This is a genomic window from Stenotrophomonas koreensis (assembly GCF_001431525.1).
Taxonomy (GTDB): Bacteria; Pseudomonadota; Gammaproteobacteria; order Xanthomonadales; family Xanthomonadaceae; genus Stenotrophomonas; species Stenotrophomonas koreensis.
The window spans coordinates 66,812-82,831 of the sequence record NZ_LDJH01000003.1; the positions used below are offsets into that span (position 1 = coordinate 66,812).

The following is a 16,020-nucleotide window of genomic DNA, read 5'->3' on the forward strand; positions in this document are numbered from 1 at the left end:
GGCCGAGGCCGCCCTTGCTGTGGATAACCCTGTGCAGAGTGCTTACTCGGCCTGGTCGGCGTTGCGGTGGTAACGGGTGGCCTCGGCCACTTCGTTCTTCGAACCGAGGAACACCGGCACGCGCTGGTGCAGGCCGGTCGGTTCGATCTCCAGGATCCGTTCGCGGCCGTTGGTGGCCGCGCCGCCGGCCTGTTCGACCAGCAGGCCCATCGGGTTGGCTTCGTACATCAGGCGCAGCTTGCCCGGCTTGGACGGGTCCTTCTTGTCCCACGGATAGATGAAGATGCCGCCACGGGTCAGGATGCGGTGCACATCGGCCACCATCGAGGCGATCCAGCGCATGTTGAAGTCCTTGCCACGCGGGCCGGTCTTGCCAGCCAGCAGGTCGGTCACATAGGCCTGCATCGCCGGTTCCCAGTGGCGCTGGTTGGACATGTTGATCGCAAATTCCCTGGTGTCCTCCGGAATCCGCATGCCGCGCTGGCTCAGCACGAACTCGCCGGTCTCCCGGTCCAGGGTGAAGGCGTGGGTGCCGTGGCCGACGGTCAGGATCAGCATCGTCGACGGCCCATAGATGGTGTAACCGGCCGCGACCTGGGCGGTACCGGGCTGCAGGAAGTCCCCGTCGCCGGGCACATCGACCCCGGCCGGCTTGCGCAGCACCGAGAAGATCGTGCCCACCGACACGTTCACATCGATGTTGGAGCTGCCGTCCAGCGGATCGAACAGCAACAGGAAGTCACCGTGCGGGTACTCGGCCGGCATCGGCGTGCTGTGGTCCATTTCCTCCGAGGCGCAGGCCGCCAGATGGCCACCCCAGGCATTGGCCTCGAGCAGGATGTCGTTGGAAATCACATCCAGCTTCTTCTGCGCCTCGCCCTGCACGTTGCCGGTGCCGGCATCGCCGAGCACACCGCCCAGCGCACCCTTGCCGACGGCAATGGAGATCGAGGTGCAGGCGCGGGCAACGATGGCAATCAACTGGCGCAGGTCGGCGGTGATGCGGCCTGCCTGCTGCTCTTCGACCAGGAAGCGGGTCAGCGAGGTGCGGGACATGGAGGGGCAGCCTTGAGCAAAAGGGGCCTCATTGTCGCGGTTTGGCCGGCGTTTGACGAGCTGGCCCGGCCAGCACCAGGGCGGCGCGGTGCCGCAGCGATGGCGGGCTGGCCTTGGCTTTACCGGTGCGCGCCGTACCATGGGCAGATTCGAGGGAGACGCGATGGACTGGGGTCAGGCAACCCACGCCCTGCTGGCCGCGCTGGGCATCGGCCTGTTGATCGGGGCGGTACGCGAGCGGCAGCACGGGGATATCCGCACACTGCAGGCCGGTGTGCGCACGCATGCGCTGCTGGCCCTGCTCGGGGCGGTGGCGGCCCTGCTGGGCACACCGGTGTTCCTGGTTGCGCTGCTGGCCGCATCACTGCTGGCCTGGAGCAGCTACCGCGTCACCGCCCCGCATGATCCGGGCCTGACCGGCGAGATCGCGCTGCTGATCACCGTGCTGCTGGGCGGGTTGGTGCTCAAGGCCCAGGCGCTGGCCGCGGCGCTGGGGGTGGTGGTGGCGATCCTGTTGTGGGCCAAAGCGCCGCTGGCCCGGCTCAGCCGGGAGGTGATCAGCGACCAGGAAATGCGCGACGCGCTGCTGCTGGCCGCCTGTGCGCTGGTGGTGCTGCCGCTGCTGCCCGATACCGCGGTCGACCCCTGGCAGGTGCTGGTGCCGTCCAAGCTGTGGCAGATCGTGGTGCTGGTGATGGCGGTGGGCATGCTCGGCCATGTCGCCCAGCGTCTGGTAGGTGCGCGCTGGGGCCTGCCGGTGGCCGGTTTCTTTGCCGGCTTTGCCTCCTCCACCGCAGCGGTGGCCAGCTTCGGCCGCAGCAGCCTGGCCGACCGCGCCCTGGTGGCGCCCGCTGCTGCCGCGGCATTGCTGGCCAACCTGGCCTCGCTGCTGCTGTTGGCCGCGGTGATCGGTACCACTTCGCCGGCCCTGTTGCGGGCCTGCGCCTGGCCGCTGCTGGCGGCCGCGATGCTGCTGTGCGCCTGTGCCGCGCTGGGCCTGCGCGCAGCGCCGCTGGACGACCTGCCCCAGGCCAGCCGGGCCAAGGCGTTCCAGCTCGGGCATGCGTTGGTGATCGCGCTGGTGATTGCCGCGGTGCTGTTGCTGTCTGAAGGCCTGCGCCAGCTGTTCGGCCAGGCCGGGGCGCTGGCGGCAGCAACCATTGCCGCGCTGGCCGAGCTGCAGGCCGGCGCGGTGAGCATCGCCAGCCCGGTGGTCTCGGGCAAGCTCGGGCTGCAGACCGCGCGCTGGGGGGTGGTGGCGTTGCTGGCCGCTGCCGGTCTGGCCAAGTCGGTGCTGGCCTTCCTCAGCGGTGGCCCGGCCTATGCGCTGCGCGTCGGCGCGGGACTGGCGCTGATGGTGGCTGCCGCGGCCACGGTGAGCGGGTTGCTGCCGGTGGCCTGAGCCGCACCGGTGTCATGCCGGCCGGGCAGGCAGCAAAAAGCCCGGGTTGCCCCGGGCTCCTGCATCACTGGATTGCGCCGGGCTCAGCCGCGGCTGACCGCGTATACCGCGCGGGCCACGTAATCCAGGTTGTTCTGGCTCAGCGCGGCCACGCAGATGCGGCCGGTGCCCACGGCATAGATGCCGAACTCGTCACGCAGCCGGTCGACCTGCTCGCGGCTCAGGCCGGAGTAGGAGAACATCCCGGCCTGCTGCTGGATGAAGGCAAATTCCGGCGCGCCCAGTTCGGCCAGCTTGCTGACAAGGCCGGCACGCAGGGCATGGATGCGGTTGCGCATCTGGCCCAGCTCGTCTTCCCACAGCGCGCGCAGCTCGCTGCTGCCCAGCACACCGGCCACCAGCGCGGCACCGTGGGTGGACGGGCTGGAGTAGATGGTGCGGATGATGCGCTTGATGTGCGACTGCACCGCCTTGGTCTGCGCGGCATCGGCCGCCACCACCGACAGTGCACCGACGCGCTCGCCATACAGCGAGAACGACTTGGAGTAGGAATTGGCGATGATGAAGCTGTCGATCCCGGCCTCGGCAACGATGCGCACGGCCACGCCGTCCTCGCTGATGCCCTTGTCAAAGCCCTGGTAGGCCATGTCGATGAACGGGAACAGCTGGCGTTCCTTGAGCAGCGCAGCGACCTGCTTCCACTGCGCCTCGGTCAGGTCCGCACCGGTCGGGTTGTGGCAGCAGGCGTGCAGCAGCACGGTGGTACCCGGTTCCAGCCTGGCCAGGTCGGCGAGCATGCCGTCGAAGTCCAGGCCGTGGCTGGCGGCGTCGAAGTAGGTGTAATCCACCACCGTGAAGCCGGCGGCGGTGAACACCGCGCGGTGGTTTTCCCAGCTCGGGTTGGAGATGGCCACGGTGGCATGCGGCAGGGTCTGTGCCAGCAGTTCGGCGCCCACGCGCAGCGCACCGGAACCACCGATGGTCTGGGTGGTGGCCACGCGGCCGGCGGCGACCAGCTCCGATTCCTTGCCGAACACCAGCTCGCGGGTGGCGTTGGTGTAGGTGGCCAGGCCGTCGATCGGCAGGTAACCGCGCGGGCGACCGGCCGCGGTGAGCTGCTCCTCGATCCTGCGCACCGCCTGCAGCAGCGGGATGCGGCCCTGCTCGTCGTAATAGATGCCCACGCCCAGGTTGACCTTGGTGGCGCGGGAGTCGGCGTTGTACGCCTCGGTCAGGCCCAGGATCGGATCACCGGGGACCTGTTGGACATGTGCAAAAACGGACACGGCAGTACTCGTAAAGGCAGTGGCGGGAGGAGGGCGCAGCGGTTACCAAGGTTTGCGTAAAACCGGCTCATCGTAACAGTCCGGAAGGTCATGCGGCGTCAGCGTTGCAGTGGCAACCATGCCGACGGCTTGCACTGGCCGTCACTCTGGTGATGATGCTCGGATGAATACTGCTTTGTTGCTTGCCGGGCTGTTGCAGCCTGCCGCAGCGGTCACCGCCGCCCCGCCGCCGGCCACCGCCCTGGAGGCGGTGCAGGTGCGGGCACTCGGGCTGCCTGGCCGTGATGCTTTTGATCTGCCCGCCAGCACCAGTGTGGTCGAGGTCGGGCAGCAGGCCTCTGCGGCCAGTGTCGATCTGGCCGGGGCATTTTCCGGCGTGGCCGGGGTGCTGGCACGCGACCGCCACAACCGCGCGCAGGACCTGCAGCTGTCCATCCGTGGCTACGGTGCCCGTTCCACCTTCGGCGTGCGTGGGATCCGCGTGCTCGCCGACGGCCTGCCGGCCGGCGCCCCGGACGGGCAGGCCCAGCTGACCCAGTTCAACCTGCTCGGGGTGGAGCGGATCGAGGTGGTGCGCGGGCCATTCGCCGCGCTGCATGGCAATGCCAGTGGCGGGGTGGTGCAGCTGCTCAGCGACCGGCCCGCCGCCGGTGACCCGTGGTGGCTGCAGGTCCAGGGCGGCAGCGACGGCGAGGCGATGCTTGGTGCCCGCCTGCAGGGCGAGCTCGGTGGGGTGGGCTACCGTATCGTCCCGATGCACTGGCGCAGCGACGGTGCGCGTGAACACAGCCGTGCACAGCGCAGCAGCCTGGCCACCCGCTTGGACTGGGACCTGCCCGGGCAGGGAACGCTGAGCGTGAGTGCACAGTATTTCGATGCCCCCGATGCCCAGGATCCCCGCGCGCTGACCGACCAGGAATGGCGGCGCGACCCACGTCTGGCCGCACCAGTGGCCAGAACCTTCAACACCCGTAAATCGGTGCGCCAGGACCAGCTCGGCGCGGTCTGGCACCAACCGCTGGGCAGCAGCGCACTGCGCCTGGCCGCGCATGCCGGGCAACGCGAGGTGCTGCAGTTCCTGTCGATCCCGGCGGCCGCGCAGGCCAACCCGCTGCATGGTGGTGGCGTGGTCGACCTGGCCAGTGACTTCGCCGGGCTGGACCTGCGGCTGTCCGGCCAGCCACATCCGGCCTGGCAGTGGAGTGTCGGGATCAACAGTGAAGGCCAGCGCCAGCTGCGCCGCGGCTGGGAAAATTTCGCCGGCTCCCGGCTCGGGGTGCGTGGCCGCCTGCGCCGCGAGCAGTTTGATACGGTCTGGAATCTGGACGGGCATGCCCAGCTGGCCTGGCAACCGCTGCCGCGCTGGCAGCTGCAGGCCGGTCTGCGCCACAGCCGGGTGCAGTTCCATTCCGCCGACCGCTACATCAGTGCCGACAACCCGGATGACAGCGGGCGCACGGCCTATCACCGCAGTACGCCGGTTGCCGGGGTCAGCTTCGCGCCCACCGCCAACTGGCGCTGGCACCTGGCTGCCGGCCGCGGGCTGGAAACCCCGACTTTCAACGAGCTGGCCTACCGTGCCGATGGCGCCCCCGGCCTGGCGCTGGACCTGCGTGCGGCCCGCAGCCAGCAGTGGGAAACCGGGCTGCGCTGGCAGGCCGGCCCGCACGCGCGGGCCAGCCTGACGTTTTTCCGTGCTGATACCGCCGATGAGCTGGCGGTGGCCAGCAGCAGCGGTGGACGCAGCGCCTACCGCAACGTGGGCAGTACCCGGCGCCAGGGCTGGGAGCTGGAAGCACGGCTGCCGCTCACTGACCATCTGCAGGCGCAGCTGGCGTGGACCCGCCTGGATGCCCGGGTGCACCAGTGTGATGCCCGTGGCTGCGCGGGGTTGCAGCCGGGCCGGCGCCTGCCCGGTACCGCACGCGATGTGCTGGCGCTGCAGTTGCAGGGCCGGCACGCCGGCTGGCAGTGGCAGCTGGGAACCAGCGCGGTCTCGGCGATGCCCGCCGACGATGCCAACCTGGCGCGGGCACCGGGGCATCTGCTGCTCGATGCCGGGCTCTGGCGTGATTGGATGACTTCCGCCGGCCCGCTGCAGCTGTCGCTGGCGGTGGACAACCTGGCCGATCGCCGGCATGTCGCTTCGGTCGTGGTCAATGACGGCAATGGCCGTTACTACGAACCCGGGGCCGGGCGGAGCTGGCGGCTGGGGCTGCGCTGGCGCTGGGGCGGAAACAGCCGGGGCTGATCCCGCGCGGTCGGCAGTGGTTGCAACCGCGCCAGCCGGCAGCCATCCAGCCGCTTGTGGACGGACCGCTGCCCTCAATGCGGGGAAGCAACAACGCACGGTTGCCGGCAGCCATTGCCGACCGGCTGCAGCGTGCAGACCGGTGCGCCGCGGGCCTCAGGGCTCAGCCGTTGAGTACCGCCGCCTGCGCGGCCAGCCGGCCGATCGCGGCATAGTCACCGGCCTGCAGCAGGCTGCGCTCGGTCAGCCAGGAGCCACCGACACACAGCACATTGGGCAGGGTCAGGTAGTCGCGTGCATTGGCCTGGCTGATGCCGCCGGTCGGGCAGAAACGGACATCGGCAAACGGTCCGTTCCACGCCGCCAGCAGCGCGCGCCCGCCAGCGGCCGCGGCCGGGAAGAACTTGAAGGTATCCACCCCGTGTTCGAGCCCGCGCATGATCTCGCTGGCCGTGGCCACCCCCGGCAGCAACGGCAGGTCCGCGCCGCGCGCGGCCGCATACAGCGCATCGGTAGCGCCCGGGGCTACCGCAAAGCGGCCACCGGCGGCCTTCACCGCTTCCAGCTGCGTGCCGTTGAGGACGGTGCCGGCGCCGACCACCGCGTCGGGTACGGCCTGCACAATCGCCGCGATCGCCTCCAGCGCCACCGGCGTGCGCAGGGTGACTTCGATCACCGGCAGTCCACCATCAAGCAGGGCCTGGGCCACCGCCACCGCCTCCTGCACCGATCCGGGTGTATAGACCGGGATCACCGGGGCCAGGCGCAGCATCGCGCGAAGACGCGGATCAGCAGGGGACATCGCTCAACCTCACCAGACAAGCTGCCCGGATGCCGGGCGGGGCAGCCATGCTAGCGCCTGGCGGTGGTCTTGCGCAGGACACCGGTCCGCTTCAATCTGTGAGCCATCGCACATTCAGGCAGGGGGCCGCGTGTCGATCAGTGTTCAAGTGCTGCAATTGCGGCAACGTCAGTTGCGCGCAGGCCAGGACGAGGCGATGCGCACCCGGCTGCACCGGGCGTTGAGCTGGCTGGGCCGTGCCGAGCATGAAAAGGATGATGATGACGCGCGCTTCCTGTTCCTCTGGGTAGCCTTCAATGCCGCCTATGCCGGCCAGTTCAACGACGAGGGCAAGGAGCTGGCCAAGGCGCGGTTGTTCATCGACCGCCTGCTCGGGCTGGATCGCGAGCAGCGGATCCACGCCCTGCTGTTCGAGCGCTTCAGCGGGCCGGTCCGCACGCTGATGGACAACCGCTTTGTGTACGCGCCGTTCTGGCGCGCGATGGCCGGGCACGATGCGTCCCAGCGCTGGAAGACCAGCTTCGAGCAAAGCAAGCAGCTGGCCATGCGCGCGGTGCTGGACAAGGCAACCGACACCTGCCTGATGCTGGTGCTGGAGCGGCTGTATGTGCTGCGCAACCAGTTGGTCCATGGCGGTGCCACCTGGCGCAGCGCGGCCAACCGCAGCCAGCTGCGCGATGGCGTGCGCCTGCTCGGTGCGTTGTTGCCGCTGATGCTGGAGTTGATGATGGAGGCCGATGCCACGCAGCAGCAGGGGTTTGGGCCGGTGGCCTACCCGTGGCTGCCGGACCTGCAACTGGACAGGGCCTGAGCCTCAGGCGTCGTTGGCCAGGGGGAGCAGGCGCGGCCAGTGGCGGCCGTTACGGTCGGGGTCGAACACCATGCACTGGCCGAGCCGGTGCTGGTAGACATGGATCGAGACGGCCACCGCCTGCGGGTCGGGGTTGCGCACGCTGTGGTACGGCGCACTGGCCAGCAGTCCGCTGCAGTCACCGGCACGTTGATGCTGGCGCGCTCCCTGGGCAAAGCGCCACCCCGTATCGTCATCGGCCTGCAGCAAGTGCCAGTGGGTGACTTCCAGCTGGCCGGACCAGACGGCTTCAACACACCAGCTGCCGTCGTGGTCATGCAGTGGCGTGGCCTGCCCGGGAGCCCAGACCATGGCCACCACGCAGTAACCATGCTCACGGCTGCAATACAGCTCGTGGCGGGCGTAATGCTCCGGGTGCGGACGCCAGGCAAAGGCCGGCAGCTGGACCTGGGCATCACCGACCAGCAGCGGCAGCGCTGTACACACGCCAGCATAGGCATGGGCAGGGCTGCGGTTGGCCACGGCGGTATCCAGTACCTGCACCAGCTTGTGCAAGCCGGGCAGGATGTGATCGGTTCCATTGATCATTGCCATGGCCGGCAGTCTAGGTCAGCCGGGTTAACGGATCGTTGGCGGCGGGGGCTGGCTCAGACGTCGCCTTCGCTGCTCCAGCCTTCGCCGCTGCCGCACTGGAACACCCGGTCATCGGCAAGCACCGCACCGGCGGCAATGGCCGGGGCCTCGGCCAGCCCGGCGTAGAGCGGGGCAAAGTCCACCGCAGTGGCTTCCATCAGCTGCTCGAAGCTGTCGATGACGAAGTAGGTCTTCTGGAAGGTGTCGATGCGGTAGCGGGTGCGCATGATCCGCTGCAGGTCAAAACCGATCCGGTTGGGCGCGGCCGATTCCAGGCTGTAGTGCGATTCACCGGCCGAGGAGACGATGCCGGCGCCGTAGATGCGCAGGCCGTCGGCGCTGTTGATCAGGCCGAACTCCACCGTGTACCAGTACAGCCGGGTCAGGTTCTGTAGTGCCTCCGGCCCGAACTGCCGGGCCGCGCGCACGCCACCGGCGCCATAGGCCTGCATGTAGTCGGCAAAGCGCGGTTCCATCAGCAGCGGCACATGGCCGAACAGGTCATGGAACAGGTCCGGCTCGGCGATGTAGTCGATCTGCTCGGGGCGGCGGATCCACCAGGTCACCGGGAAACGGCGGTTGGCCAGGTGTTCGAAGAAGTCCAGCTCCGGCAGCAGCCCCTCCACCGCGATCAGTTGCCAGCCGGTCGCCGCGCCCAGCACCTGGTTGAGCTGGTCAAAGCGCGGAATCTGCGCATCGCCCATGCCCATCGCATCCTGGGCGTCGAGGAACTCCTGGCAGGCGCGGCCCACCAGCAGTTCGCGCTGGCGCCGGTACAGCGTGCCCCAGGTGGCGTGGTCCTCGGCGCGGTAGCTGTCCCATGGCTGGCTGACCACGGCGGTGGTGTAGACCGGCACATAGCCCTTGTCGGTGTGCTGGTGTTCGACGCGGCGGGGGTTGCTGGTGTCCATGGCGGGCGCTGTTGGCGGATGAGTCCCTGCATCCTAGGCAGGAGCCCGCGCAACAGGGTTGCGTAGTTGCGCACAGCAGGGTGTTTGACGCAACAATATTGCGTCAAACGCATGTTGCGAGGCAGCAATGTCAGGATCCATCCCGTTGGACCGCACGGACCTGCGGCTTCTGGCCGAAATCCAGCGCAATGGACGCGCCACCAATGCCGAGCTGGCGCAGCGGGTCAACCTGTCGCCCTCGGCCTGCCTGCGCCGGGTGCAGCGGCTGGAAAGCGAGGGTGTCATTGGCGGTTATGGCGCCTGGCTGCAGCCGCGGGCGATCGGCCTGGGCCTGCAGGCCTTCGTCCGCGTGCAGCTGGCCAAACATGGGCATGCGGCGATCGCGCAGTTCATCGAGGCGGTGCAGCTGTGGGACGAGGTGGTTGCCTGCCACGCACTGACCGGCGACATGGACTACCTGCTGCATGTCTATGTGCGCGACCTGGACCACTTCTCGGCCTTCCTGCTGGACAAGCTGCTCAATGCCTCCGGCGTGGCCGACGTCAATTCCAGCTTCGTGCTGCGCACGGTGAAGGAGTTTCGCGCGCTGCCGTTGTCGCAGCTGGAGTAATGGGTTTTCTGTGCTGCGCGAAAGCGCAGTGACGGCAGGCCATTTTTGCAGTTGCCGACAAGACATGCAGACCAGGCCGACATGGCACAACCGGGTAATCCATCGCAACCAACCTACGATGTGAAACGCTCCACACAACCGGCCGCTTTCCGTGCATCGAGTTGGTGGTCTGGCGTAAGGTTGTCGCGCCCGTTGCAATGATGGCACTGCACATGCAAAAAATATTTTCCAGCGCTATCGCTGCATTGCTTCTGCTTGGCGCCTGTGCACAGGCCGAGACTCCGCGCAAGCCGCCTCGGTCGCTGACCAATGAGCAAGGGTGTTCGATTACGATCGACAACCAGCCGGTCAATGCCTACCAGGAACCCTCACCGATCGAGCAGGCCTGCATTGGCCCGTACCTGCTGGAGCTTCCTCAGAACTATTTCAGTACCCAGATGGGTCCGCAGCACGACGGTAGTTTCTCGCTGGCGCTGGAATACCCCTCGCTGGAGCCGTTCAAGCCGGGCGAGCGGATGAACCTGAGTGTGGATGTGGCCGCACGTACGGTGAGGGTGAATTATTCCCACATCCGGAACGGGCGGCTGTGGGAGGTGATGCGCAACCGATATACGCCGTGGATAGAACCAGTGGATGCCCCGCAAAAATCCCTCGACGCGCGTATCCGGGGCGAACTGGTACATGGCCTGGAGCCTTACTACATCGATATGGACAAGGTGCGGGCCTACTACAGAGAAAACGGGTTGCCTGAAACCGCGTCAGTGATGGAGCCGACGTTCCACCATGACTGGTTTGTTTCCCGGGATGTTTCGGGCCGGATTGATCAGTTGATCGAGTGCACTCCGCGCCAGATCACCGAATCGGGAGTGGAATACCGTGACGGCAAGATGGTGAAAAAGCGGGTCACCGGCTTTGCCGGGTGCAAGCAGCACTTCGTCATCGAGGAGCTCGACGTGATCGTCCTCGTGGAATACCCACGTGAAGGCCTGACCAACTGGGAACGCATCCGCCAGCGTGCCCGCGCATTGCTGATTGACAATATCAAGGAGTGAGCAAGTGAGCGCAGCCAAGGAAGGATTGACCGCACAGGATCTCAAGATTCTTGAGTCATATGCGGTAGCGGATAATCGCGAGTTGTACTTCAACTACCTGGCCCAGAAGCAGGGCAATGATGGCTATGGTTTGCTGGCCCTGGGCGTGGTGCGCAACGACAATGCGCCGGGGGGCAACTGCCAACAGTTTTGCCGACCGCCAGGCACGCGCGGACGGTGCCCACTACGGCGAAAGCCAGTGGCAGGCCTTCGGGGTAGAGCTGATGCAGCGTGATCTTGCGCTGAGGAAAAAGCGCTTTGAAGAAGATAGCCCCGAGCTGGCGCTCAACCTGCCGGTGGAAGACATACAGAAGGCGCATGACGACGCGTTTATGGCCCGTGATATCCATCCTTCGGCCTGGACACCTTACAAGTTGCTGGAAGCTGCGCGTGCCTATGGGGGGCGCGAGGAAGCCGAAGCTGTCTGGACCATGTTGCTGGACAACAATCGGCTGGGCCTGGACCGGATGGAGGAAACCAGCAGGCGGGTCCTCGGCAAGTACAAGGACTTGATCGATGACCCAGTGGGCTACCTGCAGCACATGGCAGAAGCGCGCATGCCACAAGGAGTGCAGCCTGTTTCCAACCTCGACCCGGACCGGATTGCCTATCGAGGGGCGATCTATGTGCATGACGAGGACAAAGGACAGTGGCGCAGGGAAGTATCAGTAACGTTGAACGCGCCGGTGGTGCCGGTGCCTTTGGCCGTGCTTCCGGCTGGCAGCGTCAAGGTGACCGCAGTATCTGGATGACGCTCGCGAGGTGCGCCAGCTGCGCGAAACGCTGCGTGGGCAGTTCCATCCGGACGACGTGAACAAGGACAGGGCGATCATGGTCAGCCCGTTTCTGATCAGCGATGCAAGCGCGCCACAATTGCCTGCGCAACCTACGCTGGCCGCGGTTGATCCTCGTCTGCCTGAGCAGGCACGGCATGACCTTTACCAGCAATGCAGGGCCGGCGTGCACGCTGTGGATGTGGGCCTGGGCAAGGGATGGGATGCACAGAGCGAGTGCCTGACGGCGAGCGCCACCACACTGGCAGCCGGTGCCGGCCTGCAGCGGGTGGATCACGTGTTGATCGGACGCACGGGCGTGTGCGGGCAACACGGGCCGAATGTCTTCGTGGTGCAAGGCGAGCCAGGTGATCCTGCGTACCTGCGTGCACAGATGCCGTTGGCGCAGGCACTGGCGGCCCCGGTGGAGCAGTCCTTCCAGCAGCTGGCAGTGAACGACCAACGGCAGGCGCAGGAACAAGGGGTGCAACGCGGGCGGGAGCACTCGTTGCCACACATGCACAGCGGGCCGGTGATGGGCTGAGCGGGCCATTGCCCGCAGCGCACACGTGTGCAGTGGCCGCAGTCAGCAGGTTTGCCTGCGTACCATCAGCGTGTCCCGATGCCGGAGGCATTGCGGGCTGCTAAAGGGCAGAGCCGTTGATCAGGGGATGGACACCATGCGCACGCACAGCTGTTGCGCATTGCCGGCCGATTCGCCCTGCGGGTAGACGCTGACCTGCAACCCGGGCTTGCTGAAGATTTCGCGCTGCAGCTGGCCGTGCCCGCCATGGAAGGAGGCACGCTGCAGGCCCTGCGCCTCCAGCCTGGCGGTGAACCCGGCGTAGTCCAGCTGGCACAGCGTCTGCATCGAGGCGCTGTCACCGATGCTGCTGTCATCGGTGCTGTTGTTGAAGCTCAGTTCGAAGCGCGGTTGCTGCCGGCTGTCCAGCAGCACGCCGTAATTCCAGTTGTCATCCAGCTGCACCCCGAAGCCATGCCGGGTGTTGTCGCCATCGGCCTGCTGCAGCGGCTGGCCCATGTGCCGGCCAACGTGCTCGATGGTCAGGTCAGACAGCTGCCGGCTGTGCTGGATCAGGCCAAGCACGGCCTGCAAGGCTGCGGACGCCTCCTGAGGCGCCTGCTGGACACGTTTCAGGGAGGTGTCCTGCGGGGCTGGCTGCCTGGCCATGGCCACACGCGGTCAGGCCGGCGAGGCTGAGGGACAGGGCAAGGGTCACGGGAGAAGAAGGCATGGGCAACGGTAGCGCGGCGGCAGCACCGCAAGAAGCGGCTGAGCGGCGCACTCAGGCAGGGCATATCGCCGGGTCCGATACCTTTAAACAGACACTGCCGGCCTTGCCGCGCGGAAGGTCACAGATCGCGCAGTGAACCTGGATGGACCACACCCAGGCTGAAGTGCGCCGGCTTACTGGACCGGCGCGCACATCGCCTCGTTGCCGCGCAGCTTGTCCATGCGCGAGCGGGCTTCCAGGCAGGCCTGGCGTGCCTGTTGCTGCTGTGCCTGCTGCTGGCGGGCGCTGGCCGTGGCGGCCTGCTGTTTCTGCGTGCGTACCCGTGCCACGGCGGCACGGATCTGCGGCATCGCCGCCTGCGCGGCCTTCTCGCCTTCGACGATGGCACGGTCACGCTGGGCGAAATCGGCCGCGCCGATATCCAGTACCTGCGGGCGGATCACCACATCGGCGCGGGCCAGTTCCTGCTCGCCCAGGCGCTGGCCCATGATCGCGATGGACTGGTTGACCGTGCCGAGCAGGCCGTCCGGACGCTGGCCGGAAGCCTTGCTGGAAATGTCCACCGCAATCACCACCTCGGCGCCGAGCTGGCGCGCCGCATCCACCGGCACCGGTGAAACCACGCCGCCATCGACATAGGTCTTGCCGCTGATCGCCACCGGCTCGAACACCCCGGGAATCGAGCTGGAGGCGCGCACCGCCTGGCCGACATTGCCACGGGTGAACACGGTGCGCTCACCGGTTTCCAGCTGGGTGGCGACCACCGCCAGCGGTTTGCGCATCTGCTGCAGGTTGCGGTTTCCCAGCAGTTCGTTGACGTAGTCCTGCAGCTTCTGGCCCTGGATCAGGCCACCGGAGAACAGGCGTACATCCCGGATCGAAGCCTGGTCCAGGGCAACGGCCTTTTCCTGCATTTCAAAGGCATCCATGCCGCTGGCATACAGCGCACCGACCACGCTGCCGGCACTGGTGCCGGAAATCACCACCGGCTCGAAGCCGTTGGCTTCCAGCATCTTGATCACGCCGATGTGGGCAAAGCCCTTGGCCGCCCCACCGCCCAGCGCCACACCGATCTTCACCGGTTCGGTGCGCACCACCGGTGCGGCTGGCGCATCGGGACGGGTGTTGTCACCGCCGCAGGCGGCCAGCAGCAGGGTCAGGGAGGAAGCAAGGGCAGCAAGACGGATCGTGGCCATGGACGCAGCGACGGATGGGAGGGCAAGGCGTGCAGCATAGACCCTGCCTGTGGGGCGGGCATCACCGGCTGCCGGGAACCGGCAATCGCGGCGTGGCCAGGGTTCAGATGACCTGCAGGGTGATGGCCTTGAGCACCGCACGGGTGCGGTCGCGGGTATCGAGCTTGTCCAGGATCACCGACACGTAGTTCTTCACCGTGCCCTCGGCCAGGAACAGGCTGCCGGCGATTTCGCGGTTGCTGTAGCCGCCGGCCATCAGGCGCAGCACGGCCACTTCCTTGGCACTGAACAGGGCCCTGGGGGCGCCGTCGGCGTGGTAGCGGTAGCGCTGGCGTACGTTGTCGGTACTGACCGGCTGCAGCAGGGTCTTTCCGGCAGCCAGCTGCATGATGGCCGCCTGCAGGTCGGCCGGATCGGCGTCCTTGAGCAGGAAGCCCTGGGCCCCGGCGGCGGTTGCCTGCAGCAGCAGGTCGGCCTCGTCGAAAGTGGTCAACAGCAGGCAGGGGGTGGTATCGCCCCGGGCGCGCAGCTGGCACACCGCCTCGATGCCGTCCAGGCCGGGCATGCGGATGTCGCTGACCACCACCTGCACAGGCTGCCCAGCCAACTGCTGCAGCAAGGTGTTGCCATCGGCGGCCTCGAACACGATCTCAAGGCCCTGTTGCTGCAGCAGCGAACGCAGCCCGGCCCGGATCAGGGCCTGGTCATCGGCCAGGGCAATGCGCAGCGCGCCGCTCATGCGGGAAACCGCGCCTGCAGTTGCAGGCTGCCCGACGCACTGCGTCCCACCTGCAGTTGTCCGCCCTGTTCGACGATGCGTTCGTGCATGCCGGTCAGGCCGTTGCCCCAGCGCGGCAGCTGTCGCAGGCTGCCGTCATCGGCGATGCACAGCCGCAGGGTGCTGCCGTCCTGCGACAACTGCACGTGCAGGGTACGGGCCTGGCTGTGGCGCGCGCTGTTGGTGAGCGCTTCCTGCACGCAACGCAGCAGTACATGGGCCAGCTCGGGATTGTCGATGCGCACATGCTCATCGATGTCCAGTTCCAGACGCGGCCGCGGCAGTGGGGCGGCCAGCGCACGCAGCGCGGTGGCAATGTCCAGCTGGCCGGTATCGCGCATGGCCTGCACCACCGCGCGCAGGTCAGTGAGCAGCTCGGCGCTGAGCTGCTGGCACAGCTGCAGCTCAGCACTGGCACCGGGCGCGCTGGCCAGCGCACGCAGGTGCAGGCGCAGGGCGGTGAGCTTGTGCCCGGCCACGTCATGCAGCTCGCGTGACAGCCGCAAGCGCTCGGCATCGCGCAGCTGGTCGGCATGCAGGGCGCGGGTGGCCAGCAGGTCGACATGGGCCAGGGTCAGGCGGTCACGAGCCTGCTCGGCAACCTGCGCGTAATGCACGGTGAGCATGGCAAATCCCTGGAAGCCGGCAAAGGACAGCACCACCAGCAGCGGCTGGCTGTGCATCGGCCGCAGCAGCAGGTACAGCACCAGATTGACCAGCCCCATCCACAGCAGGGCCTGGCGCAGCGGCCAGGTGGCCGCGGCCTGGGCAGCCAGCAGCACCAGCAGTGCCGGCGCGATGCCACTGCCGGGCAGCATGGCCAGCCCCAGTGCGCTGCCCGCCTCGACCAACAGCAGCCAGCGGCGCAGGTGTTCGCGGGCCGGGTACAGCAGGGTGCCCAGATAGGCGGCCAGGAACAGGCCGGCGCAGCCCCAGCGCAATGCCAGGTGGTCCGGTTGCCCCAGGTGCAGGGTCATGGCCACCGTGGCCCAGGTCAGCAGGCCGGCCAGGGTGAGGGGGTGGCGCAGGGAGGGGCGGGCGGCTGGCATGGGGCCATCCTGCGGTGAGCGCGGGGCAGCCGACAAGACGACAGGCCAAGAAAGTGACTTCCGGCAGGGTGGATGGGTGACCACGGCAACTGCCCGCCTCAGCCCGCCAGCGGCG

Annotated in this window: 16 protein-coding genes; 7 read left to right on the plus strand and 9 right to left on the minus strand. The window is 67.5% G+C overall.

What is annotated here, in order from left to right:
* Positions 1 to 42 precede the first annotated feature (42 nt).
* Positions 43 to 1,056, minus strand: coding sequence for a class 1 fructose-bisphosphatase (locus ABB25_RS01460; protein ID WP_057662688.1), 1,014 nt, complete (start codon positions 1,054 to 1,056; stop codon positions 43 to 45).
* 163 nt (positions 1,057 to 1,219) lie between these two features.
* Between ABB25_RS01460 and ABB25_RS01465 the strand changes: the two genes are divergently transcribed.
* Positions 1,220 to 2,458 carry a DUF4010 domain-containing protein gene (locus tag ABB25_RS01465; protein WP_057662694.1) on the plus strand — a complete coding sequence of 413 codons (1,239 nt, stop codon included), beginning with the start codon at positions 1,220 to 1,222 and terminating at the stop codon, positions 2,456 to 2,458.
* Between the two features lie 83 nt (positions 2,459 to 2,541).
* Here ABB25_RS01465 and ABB25_RS01470 read toward each other — a convergent pair whose 3' ends face one another.
* Complete coding sequence (locus ABB25_RS01470) at positions 2,542 to 3,744, minus strand: amino acid aminotransferase (RefSeq protein ID WP_057662697.1); 1,203 nt, start codon at positions 3,742 to 3,744, stop codon at positions 2,542 to 2,544.
* A gap of 163 nt (positions 3,745 to 3,907) precedes the next feature.
* On the opposite strand from ABB25_RS01470, the gene ABB25_RS01475 reads away from it, so the two are divergent.
* Complete coding sequence (locus ABB25_RS01475) at positions 3,908 to 5,995, plus strand: TonB-dependent receptor family protein (RefSeq protein WP_057662711.1); 2,088 nt, start codon at positions 3,908 to 3,910, stop codon at positions 5,993 to 5,995.
* A 163-nt stretch (positions 5,996 to 6,158) separates the two neighbouring features.
* On the opposite strand, the gene eda is transcribed toward ABB25_RS01475, so the two are convergent.
* Entirely contained in the window at positions 6,159 to 6,797 is a 639-nt protein-coding gene (gene eda, locus ABB25_RS01480) for a bifunctional 4-hydroxy-2-oxoglutarate aldolase/2-dehydro-3-deoxy-phosphogluconate aldolase (protein WP_057662713.1), read from the minus strand.
* Between the two features lie 130 nt (positions 6,798 to 6,927).
* Here eda and ABB25_RS01485 point away from each other — a divergent pair, with 130 nt between their 5' ends.
* The gene (locus ABB25_RS01485) at positions 6,928 to 7,608 is read left to right on the plus strand and encodes a HEPN domain-containing protein (RefSeq protein ID WP_244477728.1); all 681 of its coding nucleotides are present in this window, start codon (positions 6,928 to 6,930) and stop codon (positions 7,606 to 7,608) included.
* Positions 7,609 to 7,611: 3 nt separating this feature from the next.
* Here the strand turns inward: ABB25_RS01485 and ABB25_RS01490 are convergent, their stop codons facing one another.
* On the minus strand, positions 7,612 to 8,202 hold the full coding sequence (locus tag ABB25_RS01490) for a cysteine dioxygenase family protein (RefSeq protein WP_083488048.1): 591 nt from the start codon (positions 8,200 to 8,202) through the stop codon (positions 7,612 to 7,614).
* A gap of 53 nt (positions 8,203 to 8,255) precedes the next feature.
* Positions 8,256 to 9,152 (minus strand): phenylalanine 4-monooxygenase, encoded by an 897-nt coding sequence (phhA, locus tag ABB25_RS01495; protein WP_057662718.1) that lies wholly within the window; start codon positions 9,150 to 9,152, stop codon positions 8,256 to 8,258.
* Positions 9,153 to 9,279: 127 nt separating this feature from the next.
* Here phhA and ABB25_RS01500 point away from each other — a divergent pair, with 127 nt between their 5' ends.
* The 4 genes from ABB25_RS01500 to ABB25_RS01515 all read left to right on the plus strand — a co-directional run bounded on the left by ABB25_RS01500 (position 9,280) and on the right by ABB25_RS01515 (position 12,170).
* Positions 9,280 to 9,762, plus strand: coding sequence for an Lrp/AsnC family transcriptional regulator (locus ABB25_RS01500; RefSeq protein ID WP_057662720.1), 483 nt, complete (start codon positions 9,280 to 9,282; stop codon positions 9,760 to 9,762).
* Between the two features lie 164 nt (positions 9,763 to 9,926).
* Positions 9,927 to 10,814, plus strand: coding sequence for a hypothetical protein (locus ABB25_RS01505; protein WP_152980905.1), 888 nt, complete (start codon positions 9,927 to 9,929; stop codon positions 10,812 to 10,814).
* A gap of 116 nt (positions 10,815 to 10,930) precedes the next feature.
* Positions 10,931 to 11,605: a hypothetical protein gene (locus ABB25_RS01510; RefSeq protein WP_057662724.1), complete on the plus strand. Its 675-nt coding sequence runs from the start codon at positions 10,931 to 10,933 to the stop codon at positions 11,603 to 11,605.
* A gap of 10 nt (positions 11,606 to 11,615) precedes the next feature.
* Positions 11,616 to 12,170 (plus strand): XVIPCD domain-containing protein, encoded by a 555-nt coding sequence (locus tag ABB25_RS01515; RefSeq protein WP_057662727.1) that lies wholly within the window; start codon positions 11,616 to 11,618, stop codon positions 12,168 to 12,170.
* A gap of 120 nt (positions 12,171 to 12,290) precedes the next feature.
* On the opposite strand, the gene ABB25_RS01520 is transcribed toward ABB25_RS01515, so the two are convergent.
* From ABB25_RS01520 to ABB25_RS01535, 4 genes are all read right to left on the minus strand, one after another.
* Complete coding sequence (locus ABB25_RS01520) at positions 12,291 to 12,743, minus strand: hypothetical protein (protein ID WP_152980907.1); 453 nt, start codon at positions 12,741 to 12,743, stop codon at positions 12,291 to 12,293.
* A gap of 312 nt (positions 12,744 to 13,055) precedes the next feature.
* The gene (locus tag ABB25_RS01525; protein ID WP_057662732.1) at positions 13,056 to 14,078 is read right to left on the minus strand and encodes a patatin-like phospholipase family protein; all 1,023 of its coding nucleotides are present in this window, start codon (positions 14,076 to 14,078) and stop codon (positions 13,056 to 13,058) included.
* A 103-nt stretch (positions 14,079 to 14,181) separates the two neighbouring features.
* A complete protein-coding gene (locus ABB25_RS01530) occupies positions 14,182 to 14,817 on the minus strand; it encodes a response regulator transcription factor (protein WP_057662734.1) in 636 nt (211 codons plus the stop codon).
* Positions 14,814 to 15,905 (minus strand): sensor histidine kinase, encoded by a 1,092-nt coding sequence (locus tag ABB25_RS01535; RefSeq protein WP_057662736.1) that lies wholly within the window; start codon positions 15,903 to 15,905, stop codon positions 14,814 to 14,816. The genes ABB25_RS01530 and ABB25_RS01535 overlap by 4 nt, the downstream gene beginning before the upstream one ends.
* Between the last annotated feature and the right edge of the window lie 115 nt (positions 15,906 to 16,020).

Coding starts and splice junctions, on each gene's coding strand:
- phhA (WP_057662718.1), bottom strand. CDS start 9,152: ATGGACACCAGCAACCCCCGCCGCGTCGAACACCAGCACACCGACAAG.
- ABB25_RS01525 (WP_057662732.1), bottom strand. CDS start 14,078: ATGGCCACGATCCGTCTTGCTGCCCTTGCTTCCTCCCTGACCCTGCTG.
- ABB25_RS01530 (WP_057662734.1), bottom strand. CDS start 14,817: ATGAGCGGCGCGCTGCGCATTGCCCTGGCCGATGACCAGGCCCTGATC.
- ABB25_RS01465 (WP_057662694.1), top strand. CDS start 1,220: ATGGACTGGGGTCAGGCAACCCACGCCCTGCTGGCCGCGCTGGGCATC.
- ABB25_RS01475 (WP_057662711.1), top strand. CDS start 3,908: ATGAATACTGCTTTGTTGCTTGCCGGGCTGTTGCAGCCTGCCGCAGCG.
- eda (WP_057662713.1), bottom strand. CDS start 6,797: ATGTCCCCTGCTGATCCGCGTCTTCGCGCGATGCTGCGCCTGGCCCCG.
- ABB25_RS01490 (WP_083488048.1), bottom strand. CDS start 8,202: ATGGCAATGATCAATGGAACCGATCACATCCTGCCCGGCTTGCACAAG.
- ABB25_RS01460 (WP_057662688.1), bottom strand. CDS start 1,056: ATGTCCCGCACCTCGCTGACCCGCTTCCTGGTCGAAGAGCAGCAGGCA.
- ABB25_RS01500 (WP_057662720.1), top strand. CDS start 9,280: ATGTCAGGATCCATCCCGTTGGACCGCACGGACCTGCGGCTTCTGGCC.
- ABB25_RS01510 (WP_057662724.1), top strand. CDS start 10,931: ATGATGGCTATGGTTTGCTGGCCCTGGGCGTGGTGCGCAACGACAATG.
- ABB25_RS01535 (WP_057662736.1), bottom strand. CDS start 15,905: ATGCCAGCCGCCCGCCCCTCCCTGCGCCACCCCCTCACCCTGGCCGGC.